The 15,062-nt window shown below is 66.5% G+C and carries 15 protein-coding genes; 4 read left to right on the top strand and 11 right to left on the bottom strand.

Annotated features, from left to right (window positions below; translation table 11 throughout):
- The 4 genes from AB6V29_RS06000 to AB6V29_RS05985 form a co-directional block, all read right to left on the bottom strand.
- Positions 1–1,215, bottom strand: coding sequence for a peptidoglycan-binding domain-containing protein (locus tag AB6V29_RS06000; protein WP_267789341.1), 1,215 nt, complete (start codon positions 1,213–1,215; stop codon positions 1–3).
- A 145-nt stretch (positions 1,216–1,360) separates the two neighbouring features.
- Positions 1,361–2,113 (bottom strand): hypothetical protein, encoded by a 753-nt coding sequence (locus AB6V29_RS05995; protein ID WP_267787712.1) that lies wholly within the window; start codon positions 2,111–2,113, stop codon positions 1,361–1,363.
- Between the two features lie 191 nt (positions 2,114–2,304).
- On the bottom strand, positions 2,305–2,745 hold the full coding sequence (locus tag AB6V29_RS05990; protein WP_267787714.1) for a hypothetical protein: 441 nt from the start codon (positions 2,743–2,745) through the stop codon (positions 2,305–2,307).
- A gap of 515 nt (positions 2,746–3,260) precedes the next feature.
- Positions 3,261–3,455 (bottom strand): hypothetical protein, encoded by a 195-nt coding sequence (locus tag AB6V29_RS05985; RefSeq protein ID WP_369357542.1) that lies wholly within the window; start codon positions 3,453–3,455, stop codon positions 3,261–3,263.
- 169 nt (positions 3,456–3,624) lie between these two features.
- Between AB6V29_RS05985 and AB6V29_RS05980 the strand changes: the two genes are divergently transcribed.
- Positions 3,625–3,990: an META domain-containing protein gene (locus AB6V29_RS05980; RefSeq protein WP_369357540.1), complete on the top strand. Its 366-nt coding sequence runs from the start codon at positions 3,625–3,627 to the stop codon at positions 3,988–3,990.
- A gap of 143 nt (positions 3,991–4,133) precedes the next feature.
- Complete coding sequence (locus AB6V29_RS05975) at positions 4,134–4,913, top strand: HAD-IIB family hydrolase (protein WP_267787719.1); 780 nt, start codon at positions 4,134–4,136, stop codon at positions 4,911–4,913.
- 19 nt (positions 4,914–4,932) lie between these two features.
- Here the strand turns inward: AB6V29_RS05975 and AB6V29_RS05970 are convergent, their stop codons facing one another.
- The 6 genes from AB6V29_RS05970 to AB6V29_RS05945 form a co-directional block, all read right to left on the bottom strand.
- Positions 4,933–5,754: a siderophore-interacting protein gene (locus AB6V29_RS05970; RefSeq protein WP_369357538.1), complete on the bottom strand. Its 822-nt coding sequence runs from the start codon at positions 5,752–5,754 to the stop codon at positions 4,933–4,935.
- Between the two features lie 10 nt (positions 5,755–5,764).
- Complete coding sequence (locus AB6V29_RS05965; protein WP_369357536.1) at positions 5,765–6,538, bottom strand: FadR/GntR family transcriptional regulator; 774 nt, start codon at positions 6,536–6,538, stop codon at positions 5,765–5,767.
- A gap of 62 nt (positions 6,539–6,600) precedes the next feature.
- Positions 6,601–7,629 (bottom strand): UDP-glucose 4-epimerase GalE, encoded by a 1,029-nt coding sequence (gene galE, locus AB6V29_RS05960; RefSeq protein ID WP_369357534.1) that lies wholly within the window; start codon positions 7,627–7,629, stop codon positions 6,601–6,603.
- Positions 7,630–7,679: 50 nt separating this feature from the next.
- The gene (locus AB6V29_RS05955; protein ID WP_369357533.1) at positions 7,680–8,285 is read right to left on the bottom strand and encodes a thymidine kinase; all 606 of its coding nucleotides are present in this window, start codon (positions 8,283–8,285) and stop codon (positions 7,680–7,682) included.
- 7 nt (positions 8,286–8,292) lie between these two features.
- On the bottom strand, positions 8,293–9,765 hold the full coding sequence (locus AB6V29_RS05950) for a malate:quinone oxidoreductase (protein ID WP_307456060.1): 1,473 nt from the start codon (positions 9,763–9,765) through the stop codon (positions 8,293–8,295).
- 98 nt (positions 9,766–9,863) lie between these two features.
- The gene (locus AB6V29_RS05945; RefSeq protein ID WP_210073589.1) at positions 9,864–10,934 is read right to left on the bottom strand and encodes an aspartate-semialdehyde dehydrogenase; all 1,071 of its coding nucleotides are present in this window, start codon (positions 10,932–10,934) and stop codon (positions 9,864–9,866) included.
- A 232-nt stretch (positions 10,935–11,166) separates the two neighbouring features.
- Here AB6V29_RS05945 and AB6V29_RS05940 point away from each other — a divergent pair, with 232 nt between their 5' ends.
- Together AB6V29_RS05940 and AB6V29_RS05935 are read left to right on the top strand one after the other, a co-directional pair.
- Positions 11,167–12,396 (top strand): AAA family ATPase, encoded by a 1,230-nt coding sequence (locus AB6V29_RS05940; RefSeq protein WP_369357531.1) that lies wholly within the window; start codon positions 11,167–11,169, stop codon positions 12,394–12,396.
- On the top strand, positions 12,393–13,667 hold the full coding sequence (locus AB6V29_RS05935) for a tetratricopeptide repeat protein (protein ID WP_369357529.1): 1,275 nt from the start codon (positions 12,393–12,395) through the stop codon (positions 13,665–13,667). The genes AB6V29_RS05940 and AB6V29_RS05935 overlap by 4 nt, the downstream gene beginning before the upstream one ends.
- Positions 13,668–13,769: 102 nt before the next feature.
- Here AB6V29_RS05935 and AB6V29_RS05930 read toward each other — a convergent pair whose 3' ends face one another.
- Positions 13,770–15,056, bottom strand: coding sequence for an aspartate kinase (locus tag AB6V29_RS05930; RefSeq protein ID WP_210073576.1), 1,287 nt, complete (start codon positions 15,054–15,056; stop codon positions 13,770–13,772).
- Between the last annotated feature and the right edge of the window lie 6 nt (positions 15,057–15,062).

Below are 15,062 nucleotides of genomic sequence, written 5' to 3'. Positions count from 1 at the left end.
TCAGCCGACCCGCACTTCTTCCCCCGCCACGAGCGAGTCTGCCGAGGCTGCAACGGCGACTTGGCCGTTCAAGGAACCGAGGACTCGAACGGGAATCTCCGCGAGGGTCCCGTCCTGTTGGCGCTTATGAACGACCGTATTCCCCGAGCCCCGGTCCGTGACCGCCAGAACGGGCACAAGAAGAGCTTGCTCGGGAAGAATGTTTTTTACTACTGTCACCCTCGCCTGCGTCGCTCCAGTGGGCACGTCGAGAGCTGAGCGTGGGATGACGAGGAAGGTGGTATCCGCATCCACGTCGTCACCGGCCGTCCCGGCAGCCGCATCTTTTGATGAGACCTGCGATTTGCCAGCCACGGACGGAGTGATTGCGCCGATGGTTGCCTGAATCTCACCATTTGCAAGCGAAATGGTCGCGGTGTCGCCTTCAACGATTTTGGTCACGTCCGCCGCAGCTGCCGAGACCGACACCACCACTTCGGACGAACCCAGGACAATGTCTGGAGTGCCGCTGACAGCGACGCGCGTACCCACAGGCACGCTGCGTAGGACTTTTGCTGAAGAGGTCGTCATGCCTACGACCTCCGCCACGGGCATGAAAGCGTCTGCGATGACCTTCGGCGCTTCGAGCGGCGTGAGGTTGCTCTTTGCATCACTGCTATCAGCGGTCACATCCCGATTAGCGCCAGTATCGGCGGTTGACGAGCGCGATGATCGCGACGGTTCGCCCTCCGGTCGCGGACGCGTAGGCGCGATGTAACCAGCGTCTTTGTACCAGCTCTGCAGGGCCTGAGCGGTTCCAACCCCAAAACGGCCGTCCGCTTGAACGGAGTATCCTGCGCTCGACAATGCCCGCTGGAGAGCCTCCACGTCGGGCCCCTGGTCTCCAAAGCCCATATCGCGATAGAACGGAAAAGGTGCCTGCGCCAGAAGCACTGGACGTCCATTCGTCTCGATAAGCACACCGCCATTGCTGACTATATCCCCCTCACCTATGGCACGCCCGGTGACGACAGTCATCGCCGCGTCGGGAGCAGGGAGAAGGTTTACCTCCATGGTGGACGAAGGCCCTATTTTTCCGGTGAAAGTATGCTCTTCAGCAAGCGACCCCTCCGCAACGATGGAAAAAACGGGGCCGGGCGATGGAGCGGTTGCGTTCGCCTCGAGCTGTTCGGGCGACTGGAACAACGTTGCGAGCCACCACCCGCAACCGAGCATCGCCACAGCGGAGACGACAGAGACGGCGGTCCACCACCCGTATTTGGAGTTTCTGGTCCGATGAATGACTAAACCTGCACTTTCCTGAACCTTACGATCACCTAGCTATAGGTCCGAGAGCTATGCGCTAGCAGGAGCGCTCCAGTCAACCCATGGGGGCGGCCGGTGCATTTTCTGCGATGATCGCTAGCAGATCCTTTTTGTGAGCGCCCGCCTCGGCACGGATGCGGTCGAGCTGATCGCGGTTCTGGTCCATCAACTTCTTCTGCTGGTCCCACTCAAGGTTGTATCGCGTCTCGCTGACGCCGCTGGACTCGCGACACTGAGCGTCGGCTACCGCGACGGCGATCTCATCCCCGGACGCCGCCATCGTTCGAGACTCGCCGTACAGACCGAAGCGCTCCGCCACAGCTTGCGGCGGCATCTGCTTCCAGGGGGTGTCTGACACGGCGAAATCCACCTTCGGAGTAAGACATTCTCGCCACCGAGCGACGGCTTCCTGAACACTCGCGTCCTGGACGGCGACATCGCTCGCCTGCATCGCCAGTCCCATCACGTAGTTCTGTGCGTCGACGTCACGAACAGTCTTCTCGCTTCGAGCCTCGTCAGAGCATTCTTCGAATTTTCCCGTGAAGTCGTCGTCGGGAGTGTACGAGTTGGCGAAGTCTGCGAATGCTGCCCACGCATCGGCCTCGTTTGCGTCTCTAGGAGGCGCGAAGTGATACCCAAAACGCTTGGCAAGAGGCTCGTCAAACAAGCGGTATCCGATCTTGTTGAACCCTTCAGGCCAGAGGAAGGCTGAGTCGCGCCAAGGCACCGGCCACTCGTATCCCTGCCCGGTGAGGCATTTTGAAATGAGCAACTGCTCCGCGTAGTTGCTCAATTCGGGTGAGTACACGATGAACTCCTCAAGCGGGAGCGACCATTGCGTCCTGTTCTTTTCAGAAACAGGCTGCCCCATCTCAACTACTCCCGTGGATTGATCAGGCTGCTTCGGCTCGGCACTGAAGGTGCACCCCGAAACTGCAAAACATGCCGTGACCAATAGCGCGGCCGGCGCGAATCGCCGGCCGCGCTGCGTGAGGTGACTCAAGCGCATCGAGAGGTGCCCTTGGATCCAAGCGCACCCGTGAAGTAGGCGGACGTAATACGGTCGTTCCAGTTCTGGCCGTCTACATTGTTGAGATTGGGCTTACCGTCGTGGCGGAGAATCGTGAAGTAATACCCGTTCTGGAGGTCGTGCTCGTAGAACCGAGCGTTGTCCGAGAACCCGTAGTTGTACGCCGACGAGGTTATGTCGTTGTAGCTGTAGTTCCCCAAATTGTCGATGCAGTATTCGAAGTACAGCATCCGCCAGTTCTGAGCCGCATCAGTGCCGTAGTCATATCCCGACCACAGACAGCTTTTCCCCTGAGTCTGACACCCCGACGGGGCTGCGTTCGCAGGCGCGGCAACTGCGACGACTCCTCCGATGGCAAGCACGGCCCCGGCAGCGACCGCGGCGATTGTGCGGCTCCATGACTTTTTCATCCTGTTCCCCATTCAAATGCCCCCTTATTCGATCCGGATGCCGGATTCATTTACTTGCTATTGCGCTTCGTGTCTAGCAGGACGGAGCTGTGGAAATCAAGGATCGATGACTCGAGGCAACCACCGGCGAGTATCAATATGTAACCTGACCGGGGATTTACGTGATGGGGAGCCCCAGTATTTCTTGTTGCCGAAGACGCTCGGATCGAACGCACAGTGGGCGTCCAGTTGCGTGATCCTCCTTGTCAAGTCGGCCATATGGGGGACAACGCCCGGACTATGCACCCACGGCATGGATGCAAGATTCGTTCCTCACGCGTTCCTCGTCTCGGGGTAGCACACGCACCTCGGGGTCGACGCGGCATTTCGTAGAGGGTGATTGCCCTCCAAATGGGTGACAGGCACGTGCGATTTAGGACGCAAGAATTGATATGCGGCACCGGCTATGCGGGTGGCGGAGATGATCCCTTTGGGCGCGATGTGCGTAGTGCCGCACAACTCCGGTTTCGTAAACCTCATTTCAGCAGAATGGGAATCGTCACAGCCTGAACGTCGTCGTTGACCAGGGGCTGCTGTGCGGTCGCATCGAATGCCGGACCGGAGGTCGGCGCGAGCGACTGGTCTTCCCCGGCGAAGGCCGCGGGGGCCAGCAGACCGGAAGCGGTGAGCGCGACGGCGGTGGACGCTGCAGCCCACCCCATACGCTTCATGATTAGTGTGATCGTCTCATCTCATGTGTCGGTGAAAACGCGCGATGAGGCAGGACGGGAATCTCGATAGGGCCCCCACCCATCTCTCAGCGTCGAGGATCACCTTAAGGGAACCTGAGCGTTGTATATGAAGTCGATTTCGTTTTTCGATGTGGATGAGGAGATTCTCATGTCCCGCCGTTTCGCTGCCCTCTCCGCGCTTGCCGTCGGCGGCATGATTGCCGCGGCGTGCGCCGCCCCCGCGAGCGGTACCGCCCCGGCATCCGAGTACGGCCGTTGGGCCGGGCAGGGACCGGAATTCCTCACACTGGAAGACGAGGTCCTCACCGGCAGCGACGGCTGCAATGGGCTCAACGGCTCGTACTCCCGGGAGGGCGACACGCTCACCGTCGGTCTCGGGCTGTCGACGCTGAAGGCTTGCATGGGCGTCGACACCTGGCTGCGCAGGGTGGCCACCGCGACAATCGCCGGAGATACGCTCACGGTGTTCGACCGCGCTGGTTCTCGGATCGGCATCCTCACCCGAGCCGTCTGAACCCGCGCCCCCACCCACTGCACGACGCAAGGGGCGACGGGAGCCCGCCGGTAGAATCACTTCGTACGCGGGCCCCTCGCCGGCCCGCCCGCCGCGCGCACGCGACACCTCCGTGCGACGACCTCTCACCTTTCAGGAGCACCGTGTCCGACGCCTCGCCCCGCCTCGTCGCCTTCGACCTCGACGACACCCTCGCCCCCTCGAAGTCGGCGATCGACCCGCGCATCGGCGACCTGCTGCTCGCTCTCGCCGAGAAGGTCGAGGTCGCGATCATCTCCGGCGGGCAGCTTCAGCAGTTCCGCAGCCAGGTCGTCGAGCGCCTTCCCCAGGCCTCCCCCGAGCTGCTCGCGCACTTCCACCTGATGCCCACCTGCGGCACCCAGTATTACCTGCTCACACCCGCCGGCGTCGAGACCGTGTACGCCCACTCGCTCACCGACGACGAGAAGCAGCGCGCCCTCACCGCCGTTCGCGAGGAGGCCGAGCGCCTCGGCCTCTGGGAGTCGGAGCCGTGGGGAGACATCCTCGAAGACCGCGGCTCGCAGATCACGTTCTCGGCACTCGGGCAGTCCGCCCCTCTCGAGGCGAAGATGGCCTGGGACCCCACCGGCGAGAAGAAGAACAGTCTGCGCGAAGCCGTTGCCTCCCGGATCCCCGACCTCGAGGTCCGCTCCGGCGGATCGACCTCCGTCGACATCACCCACCGCGGCATCGACAAGGCCTACGGCATGAACAAGCTCGTCGAGGCCACCGGCATCCCCCTCGACGACATGCTCTTCGTCGGCGACCGCCTCGATCCCGATGGCAACGACTACCCCGTGCTGGCCATGGGCGTCGAGTGCCAGGCCGTCCACGGGTGGGAAGACACCGCCGCGTTCCTCGAGAAGCTCATCCCGACGCTCCCCGCACGAACCGGGGAGTGAGCCCGGGCAGCGCGAGCCGTCAGAGGATCTGTCCGATAGGCTCGCGCTTCTCGGCCTGGAACCGATCCTCGGTGCGGCCGTAGGCCCAGTAGCCCGACAGGGAGACCTGCTCGCGGGCCAAGCCCCACCGGGTGAAGACGAGATCGCGGATCCGCTTCATCGCCTCACGCTCTCCGTGCGCGAACACGTGTCCTCGTCCGTCGAGCGGATGCCACGCGGACATGGCATCCGCCAGGACGTTCGTTGCACCCGCCACCGCAGTCCCTCGGTGAACCCAGGTGATCTCGATGCCGGCGGGGGCGGCCAACGCGAGCTGCTCGTCGGCGGCCTGCACTTCGAGGAACGCCGCGCCGACGGCATCCGCAGTCAGGGCTTCGAGAGCCGCGGCGATCGCGGGGATAGCAGACTCGTCGCCGATGAACAGGTGCCAGTCCGCCGTCGAGTCGGGCGCGTAGCCGCCCCCCGGCGACGACACCACAAGACGGTCCCCCGGCTGTGCACCCGCCGCCCAGGGGCCCGCGAGACCTTCGTCGCCGTGCACGACGAAATCGATCGTCAGCTCATCGCCCTCGACCGCGCGCACCGTGTACGTGCGGGTGACGGGAAGGTCCTCCGGCGCGAGCGTGTTGCGCAGTGAAGCCAGGTCGTACGGCGGCTCGAGGCCGAGCTCCGGCTTGGCGAACGTGATCTTGACGTACTTGTCGGTGTGGGGGCTGTTCCGGAACACCGCGAGATCCCCCCCTCGAGCGCGCACGCGGACGAGGTGCGGGGTGAGACGCTCGGTCTCGACGACGTGCAGAATGTGCTGCGGGCGCGGCGGGCGCGCGGGTCGATCGCTCATAAGGATCCTCTCAAGCGGACGGCGAAGAACGTACGGCGGCACGCGCCGCATCACCGACGGCGGCTTCGTCCGCATCGGACGGGCTCAGCGCCTGCGCCACCTCGGTGTAGTAATCGGTGATGTGAGCGCGCACGGCCTCGCGCGCGCCCTCGGCGTCGCCACGCGAGACCGCCGCGAGGATGTGTCGGTGCTCGGAGCGCAACCGCTCGGCGACGACCGGCCACACGTCGAGGCGGGCGGCCCCCGCCCGGGTGTATGCCTCGATGGAGCTGCGCAAACCCGCCATCATCGCCGAGACGACCGCGTTGCCGGACACCTCGGACAGGGCCTGGTGGAAACGCGCGTCGAGAGCCAGGAACTCGTCGGGGGCGAGGCTTTCGGCATCCATCGCGTCCAGGATGCCGACCACCTCGGAAAGATCGGCGTCGTCGCGGGCCAACCGATCGACGACATCGACCTCGAGCACGATGCGCGTGCGGACGACGTCCGTCAAGGGGAAACCGTTCGCGGCGACCTGCAACCGGAGGAAGGCGGCGAGGCCGCCCCGTGGTGTCGTCACGATCATGGCCCCGGCGGTGGGCCCCGAGCCCGTCGCCGTGCGCACGACCCCGAGCACCTCGAGCACCCGCACCGCCTCACGCACGCTCGATCGGCCGACCCCGAGCTGGGCCGCGAGTTCGCGCTCGGGAGTCAGTCTGTCGCCGGGCGACAGGCGCCCCTCGCGGAGATCGCCCTCGATGCGCTCGAGCACGATCTGCCAGGCACGGGGTGCGATGTTCGGCAAGGAGTCCCCGTTCCGTCGAGCACGCTGGTGTGGCCCGACCACACCAGCCTACGCGTGGATGATCAGGCGTCGGCGGTCGAGCGATACCCGGCCGGGTTCGTGGTCTGCCAGTTCCAGTAGTCGCGGCAGGCGTCGTCGATGCCGAGACGCGTGCGCCAGCCGAGGACCTCGCCGGCCTTGGACGGGTCGCAGTACGTCGCGGCGACGTCTCCGGGGCGACGGTCGAGGATCTTCTTCGGCAGCTCGCGCCCCACGGCCTTCTCGAACGAGGCGACGAGTTCGAGCACGCTCACCGGACGACCGGTCCCGAGGTTGAACACCTGGTGGCCGGGCTGCGCCTGCTCGAGAGCGGCGACGTGACCCTCGGCGAGGTCGACGACGTGAATGTAGTCGCGCAAACCTGTGCCGTCGGGGGTGTCGTAGTCGGCGCCGAAAACCCCGATCTCGTCGAGCGTGCCGATCGCCACGCGCGAGACGAACGGCATGAGGTTGTTCGGGATGCCGGCGGGGTCTTCACCGATCAGGCCGGACGGGTGCGCGCCCACCGGATTGAAGTAACGCAGCACCGTGACGTTCAGCTCGGGGTTCACGCGCGCGACGTCGGCGAGCACGACCTCGTTCATGCGCTTGGACTTGCTGTACGCGTTCGACAGATCGATGCTCGTCGTCGACTCCTCGGTGAACGGGAGGTCGGCCGGGTCGGAGTACACCGTTCCGGTGCTCGAGAAGACGAAGCTCCGGATGCCGTGGGCGATGCCCACCCGCAGCAGGGCGAAAGTCGTGTCGAGGTTGTTGGAGTAGTACTCGAGCGGCTTCTGCGTCGACTCCCCCACGGCCTTGAAGGCGGCCAGGTGGATGACCGCGTCGATGGGTCCGTGCTCGTCGAACGCCGACGCGACGACCGCCTCGTCGGCCGCATCGCCCACGATGAGGGGCGCGGGCTTGCCGGTGATCTTCTCGACCCGCTCGGCGGCGACCGCGTGCGTGCCAGACAGATCGTCGAGGAGGACGACGTCGTGGCCCGCTTCGAGAAGGGCGACGGCCGTGTGGGTTCCGATGTAACCGGCTCCGCCGGCCAGGAGTACGCGCATGCCTCCAGGCTATCGCTCGGGCACCACCGCGCTGATCGCGCGAGAGGGGCTCAGCGCCCGTCGAGCCGCCCGCCCGACTCGCGCAGGTAGCACGCGGCGCACATCGACTCGTACGTCACTTCGCCCTCGATCTGCCCCTCGTCGATGGCGACCTGATCGCCGTCGAAGACGAACCGGCCGCCCACCAGCCGTGCGTTGAAGATCGCCTTCCGACCGCACCGGCAGATCGTCTTCAACTCTTCGAGGCTGTGGGCGATCTCCATGAGGCGGGCGGATCCGGGGAAGGCCTCGGTGCGGAAGTCGGTGCGGATGCCGTAGGCGAGCACGGGGATGCCGTCGAGCACGGCGATGCGCAGGAGGTCGTCGACCTGCGCGGCGGTGAAGAACTGCGCCTCGTCGACCAGCAGACACGCCACGGGTGCGTGGCCCGCGGCGCTGTGGAAGACCTCGCGCAGGTCGTCGTCAGGGGCGACGAGGAAGTCGACCGCGCGCTTCACGCCGAGGCGGCTGTCGATCTGATCAGCGCCCTTGGTGTCGATCTCGGGCTTGGCCAGCAGGACGCGCTGACCACGCTCCTCGTAGTTGTACGCCGCCTGCAGCAGGGCTGTCGACTTGCCCGAGTTCATCGCTCCGTAGCGGAAGTACAGCTTCGCCACGCGCGACTCAGGGGTTGATCGCGAGAGCGTGGGCCGTGGCATCCAGCTCTTTGCGCGCGGCGGCGGGGTTCGTGTTCAGCGTCTCGCCGTAGCTGGGGATCAGGTTGCGCAGGCGCGGCTCCCAGTCGGCCATGCGCTCGGGGAAGCAGGTCTTGATGAGCCCCAGCATGATCGACACGGCGGTGGAGGCTCCCGGAGATGCCCCGAGGAGACCGGCGATCGAGTGGTCGGCTGAGGTGACGACCTCGGTGCCGAACTGGAGCACGCCGCCCTTGTCCTTGTCGCGCTTCATGACCTGGGCGCGCTGGCCGGCGTCGAGCAGCTCCCAGTCCTCGTCCTTCGCGGTGGGCATGAAGTCGCGAAGGCTGTCGACCTTCTTCGAGTGGGTCTTGAGCAACTCGCTGACGAGGTACTTGATGAGGCTCGGGTTGTCGACGGCGACCTTGAGCATCGGCAGGATGTTGTGCGGACGCACCTGCGTGACGATGTCGAGCATCGAGCCGTTCTTGAGGAACTTCGGGCTGAAGGTCGCGAACGGTCCGAACAGCAGCGACGACTCCCCGTCGATCACGCGCGTGTCGAGGTGCGGCACAGACATGGGGGGTGCACCCACCGACGCCTGCGAGTACACCTTCGCGCGGTGCTTCGCCACGATGTCGGGGTTGGAGGTCTTCAACCACTGCCCGCCGATCGGGAAGACACCGTAGCCCTTGATCTCGGGGATTCCCGAGCGCTGCAGGAGTTTGAGGGCCCAGCCGCCCGCGCCGACGAAGACGAACTTCGCATTGATGGAGCCGGGGGTCCCGCCGATGACGTGGCGGTACGAGACCTCCCACGACCCGTCCTTCTGCTTCTTAAGCTTCTTGACGTCGTGGTTGGTAGCCACCTCGACGCCCTTCTCGCGCAGGTTCGCGAACAGCTGACGCGTGAGTGAGCCGAAGTCGACGTCGGTGCCGGCGGGCACTCGCGTGGCGGCGAAGGGCTCGCCCTTGCGACGCTTCTGCATGAGCAGCGGAGCCCACTGGTTGATGACGCGCGAGTCCTCGCTGTACTCGATACCCGCGAACAGCGGCTGCTGCTTGAGGACCTCGTAGCGCTTGCGGAGGAAGGCGACGTCTTTCTCGCCGCGGACGAACGTCATGTGGGGCGTGGCGTTGATGAACGTCGACGGCTCATCGAGAACACCCTCGGCGACGAGCGAGGCCCACAGCTGACGGCTCTGCTGGAACTGCTCGTTGATCGTGACGGCCTTGGCCGGGTCGATCGTGCCGTCCTTGGCCTCGGGCGTGTAGTTGAGCTCGCACAGCGCCGCGTGACCGGTGCCGGCGTTGTTCCAGGCGTTCGAGCTCTCTTGAGCGACGTCGCTGAGACGCTCGAGCACCGCGATCTTGAGATCGGGCTGGAGGTCCTTCAGCAGCGTGCCGAGAGTGGCCGACATGATGCCGCCACCGATGAGAAGAACATCGACGTTTTCAGTCACCCGTCGATTCTAGGTGCGGGCCGAGAGGTGTCTCGACATCGAGAGAACCGTCGGTTCGATGTCGAGACACCTCGCACCCGGCATCCGGATGCCGTGTCTCAGACAGTCGCGAGGCGCTTGTGCGCCACGAGCTCGGCGATCTGCACCGCGTTGAGAGCCGCGCCCTTGCGCAGGTTGTCGTTGCTGATGAACAGCACGAGACCTCGGCCTTCGGGAGCGGACTGGTCGGCGCGGATGCGACCGACGTAGCTGGGGTCGGTGCCGGCGGCCTGGAGCGGCGTGGGCACTTCTTCGAGCTTGACACCGGGGGCCTCGGCGAGGAGCTCACGAGCGCGTTCGGGCGAGAGGTCGCGAGCGAACTCGGCGTTGATGCTGAGCGAGTGACCCGTGAAGACGGGGACCCGCACGCACGTACCGGCGACGCGCAGGTCGGGGAGCTCCAGGATCTTGCGGCTCTCGTTGCGGAGCTTCTTCTCTTCGTCGGTCTCGTTCTGTCCGTCGTCGACGAGGTTGCCGGCGAAGGGGATGACGTCGAAGGCGATCGGGGCGACGTACTTCTCGGGCTCGGGGAAATCGAGGGCAGAGCCGTCGCGCACGAGACGCTCCACCTCGCCCTGGGCGAGGACGCCCTCGACCTGGCCGAGGAGCTCCCGGGCGCCCGCGAGGCCGGAGCCGGAGACGGCCTGGTAGGTGCTGACGATGAGGCGTTCGAGGCCGGCCTCGGTGTCGAGGACCTTCAGGACCGGCATGGCGGCCATGGTGGTGCAGTTGGGGTTGGCGACGATGCCCTTGACGGCCTGGTCGATCGCGTGGGGGTTGACCTCGCTCACGACGAGCGGGACCTCGGGATCCATGCGCCAGGCGCTGGAGTTGTCGATGACGAGGGCGCCCGCCTCGGCGAAGCGCGGCGCGTGCGCCCGGCTCCCCGTAGCTCCGGCGGAGAACAGAGCGACCTCGACGCCCGCGGGGTCGGCGGTGGCCACGTCTTCGACGACGACGGAATGGCCCGCGAACTCGATCGACGAGCCGGCGGAGCGCGCGGTGGCGAACAGTCGGAGTTCCCGAATCGGGAACGCGCGCTCGGCGAGGATCTCGAGCATGACGGTGCCGACCTGGCCGGTGGCGCCGACGACTGCGAGGGAGATTCCGGAATCGGAGATGCGGGTCATGGCTGTTCCTCGGGTACGCGGGGGCGCGCGGACGGATGCGCGCGACATTCGTGCCAGAGTAGCGTGCGCTCGGGGGGTCGCCGATCAGCGCCGGCCGCTCCGGCGGTCGTGAACGCCAGGATGGCAGGACCGCTGCTCTCGCACGGCGAACAATCCACAGGTGAGACGACGATATGGCACGTGTCGGTGGTCTCGCCCACAATGGCAGGGCACCCCCGTCGCGAGGAGACCGATGAACGACCCGCTGATCGAAGCCCTGCGTCGCGCCGTCGAGGCCGCACCACTCGACGACGAGTTGCGTCTGCATCTCGCGACGCAGCTCTGGGAACGCGGACTCGCAGACCAGGCCGTCTCAGAGGCGAGCACCGTTCTATCGCACTCCCCCGCCGACTCGCGGGCCCGCGAACTGCTCGCTCGAGCGCTGGGTGCGCCCGCGGCCCCCGACCCGGCGAGCCTCAGACCTGCGGCCCCTCCCTCCCCACCCCGTCCGGAGGCCGGCTTCGACTGGTCGGCCGCCGAGACCGAGGTGGGTCACATCGCGCGGCCCGCGTTCGTCGACGGCGAGAGTGCCCCGGCGTTCGACGCGCACGACCTGCAGCGACCCACGACGACCCTCACCGATGTCGGCGGCATGTCCCAGGTGAAAGAGCGGCTGAATGCGGCGTTCCTCGCCCCGCTGAAGAATCCCGAGCTGCGTGCGCTCTACGGCAAGAGCCTGCGGGGCGGACTGCTCATGTACGGACCGCCGGGGTGCGGCAAGACGTTCATCGCCCGTGCGATCGCCGGCGAACTCGGGGCGTCGTTCCTCTCCGTCGGCATCAGCGACATCCTCGACCGGTACATGGGCGAGAGCGAGCACAACGTCCGAGACCTCTTCCAGCTTGCGCGCCGCGACGCCCCGACGGTCATCTTCCTTGACGAGTTGGATGCCATTGGGCAGCGCCGTTCGCAGGCCCGCCACAGCGGGATGCGCGGGGTCGTCGTCGCCCTGCTCGAAGAACTCGACGGTGTCGCCAGCGACAACGAGGGCGTCTTCGTCCTTGCGGCGACGAATCAGCCGTGGGATGTCGATCCCGCCTTGAGGCGACCGGGCCGCCTCGACCGCACGGTGCTGGTCCTCCCTCCCGACGATGAGGCTCGGCGGGCCATCTTCCGCCACCACCTGGCCCGCCGTCCCGTCGAGGGTGTCGATCTCGCGGAGCTCGCACGGCTGACCGACGGCTACAGCGGCGCCGACATCGCCTATGTCTGCGAGGTCGCGAGCGAGAACGCGCTGCTCGAGAGCGCACGAACCGGCACGGCGCGTCTCATCGGCATGGACGATCTGCGACATGGCGTCGCTCAGACCACCTCGTCTACGGGCCCCTGGCTCGAGGCGGCCCGTAACGTCGTCCGTTTCGGCGAAGACGACGGCACCTTCACCCAGTTGCGCGACTACCTCAAAAGCGTGCGCCGCCTGTGAGCGACGACGCACGGACACTCCGTAACGCCGATACGCTGCTAAGTCTCGGACGGCGCCAACAGGCACTGAAGGAGGCGGGAGCGGTGCTCGCGCGGGACCCCGGCAACGCGGAAGCACAGCGGATCGTCGGAGAGGCCCTGGTCGAGCTGGAGCGCTGGGACGAACTCACGCCGCTCGCCCGAGACGCGGTGTCATCGTTTCCTGACGACGCGTGGGCGTGGCGCCTGCTCGCCCTCACCCAGATGGAGACCGCGCACGAGGCAGAGGCCCTGTACGCCGCCAACCGTCTGTACGCTCTGGCCCCCGAGGTCTCGTTCGCGGTGTTCACCTACGCGCGCGTCCTGCATGCCTTCGGTCGCGCCGCCGAGGCCATCCCCGCCCTCGAGCGTGCGCTCGAGACGCAGCCCGATGACATCGATCTGCACCTCGCGCGCGCGACGTGCTTGTGGAAGGTGGGCCGCTCGCGCGAAGCTCGCGAGAGTGCCGCCTCCGCGCTGCGCATCGACCCGACGAACGACGATGCCCAACGCGTCCTCGCCGTCTTCGGCGGACCGGGTCAGCGCGGATCCGACGCCCTCCTCGAGACGGCTCGTCGCGTAGCGAAGGCCCCCGGCGACGACGACAACGAGGTCTTCTTCGAGCTCGCCGCCAGCAGGGCGCTGGTTTTCCCCGTCTCGGTCGTCCTCGGCCTGTGCGTGGCCCTGCTCGCGGTCTGCGTTCCGACCGGCGGCCTGTGGGGATGGCGCATCGACACCGGCCTCGGTCATCTCGCCGGCGCGATCGTCCAGGCCCTCCTGTTCTCGGGAGCCATCGCCATCCTGGGATTGTGGCTCCGGCGCATGCAGCGCAACCTGGGTGACCTGTTTCGCTCCATCGTCGCGTCTCGGATGGACGATGGGCCCCTGTCGAAGTTCACTTCGTGGGCGATCGCGGGTGCTCTCGTCCTCGACCTCATCGGCATCGTCGTCTACGCCACGGCGGGCGATCCCCTCGGCACTCTTGGATTGACCCTGGGACTGTGCAGCGCCTACGCGGGCGGTGTGCTGGTGGTCCTGTTCCAGCTCATGACCCGCGGCCTGGTCTCGCGCGCGATGACGAGACCCGCCGGACTGCTCGTGCTCCTGTGGCCGGGGGCGATCGCCGGAGTGGTCCTTCTCGGGCTCTTCCTCATCGGCGCGGTGCTGTACATCATCGTCTGGTCGTTCTCGGGTGACCGGTTGCCGGAGCCCTTTCCCCGGACCGATCAGGAAAGACGGGAGACGTCGAACTAGTCGGCGTCACCGATCACGCCATCCCGAGACGCGCCTGCGTCGTTCTGGAACGCGGCGACCTCCGCGCCCAGCGACATCCTGCGCGTCGAGGCGAGACGGTGATCAGCGACCGGTGCCGGCGTGGACGGTCGCCTCGGCGTCACCGTCGAGCCCGTAGGCCGTGTGCACGAGACGGGCGGCCTCGGCGAGGTCGACACCACGCACCACGACCGAGATGCGGATCTCGGAGGTCGAGATCATCTCGATGTTGACGCCGGCCAGGCTGAGCGCCTCGAAGAGAGTCGCCGAAACGCCCGAGTGCGTGCGCATGCCCGCGCCGACGACGGAGAGCTTGCCGATCTGGTCGTCGTGCACGAGGCTTTCGAACCCGACCTCGGCCTGCTCCGCGGCGAGCGCCTTGAGGGCCGCGGTGGCGTCGGTCTTGGGCAGCGTGAACGAGATATCGGTGCGGCTCGTGGCAGCGGCCGAGACGTTCTGCACGATCATGTCGACGTTCGCGCCGGACTTGGCGACGATCTTGAAGATGTCGGCGGCCTTGCCGGGCACGTCGGGCACACCGATGACGGTGATCTTGGCCTGGCTGAGGTCGGTGGCGACGCCTGCGACGATGGGCTCTTCCATGACTTCTCTTTCGGGGACGAGTGCGGAGGTCTTCGAAGCGTCGAGCACCCAGGTGCCCTCGCCCGAGCTGAACGTGGAACGGGCGTGGATGAGGACGCCGTGACGACGCGCGTACTCGACCGCGCGGATGTAGAGGACCTTCGCGCCATTGGCGGCAAGCTCGAGCATCTCCTCGCTGCCGACACGGTCGAGCTTGCGCGCGAGGGGCACGACGCGGGGATCCGCGGTGAAGATGCCGTCCACGTCGCTGTAGATCTCGCAGACATCGGCCTTCAGCGCCGCGGCGAGCGCCACGGCCGTGGTGTCGGATCCGCCACGACCGAGGGTCGTGATGTCGCGGGTGTCGCGGTTGAAGCCCTGGAAGCCCGCGACGATCACGATCGCTCCCTCGTCGAGCGCCTCGCGAAGGCGGACGGGCGTGACATCGACGATGCGGGCTGCGCCGTGCGTGGCATCCGTGATCATTCCGGCCTGGCTGCCGGTGAAGGAGCGCGCCTCGAAGCCCATCGAGTGGATCGCCATCGCCAGCAACGCCATCGAGATGCGCTCCCCGCTGGAGAGCAGCATGTCGAGCTCGCGCGGCGCGGGGATGGGCGCGACCTGGTTCGCCAGATCGAGCAGCTCGTCGGTGGTGTCGCCCATCGCGCTGACGGCGACGACGACCTCATGACCCGCGCGGCGGGTGTCGACGATGCGCTTGGCGACCCGCTTGATGCTCTCGGCGTCGGCGACGGACGAACCGCCGTACTTCTGGACGATCAGAGCCATGAGGAG

The sequence above is a fragment of the Microbacterium sp. 20-116 genome (assembly GCF_041079415.1).
Taxonomy (GTDB): domain Bacteria; phylum Actinomycetota; class Actinomycetes; order Actinomycetales; family Microbacteriaceae; genus Microbacterium.
This window is presented reverse-complemented; position numbering and strand designations above follow the sequence as displayed.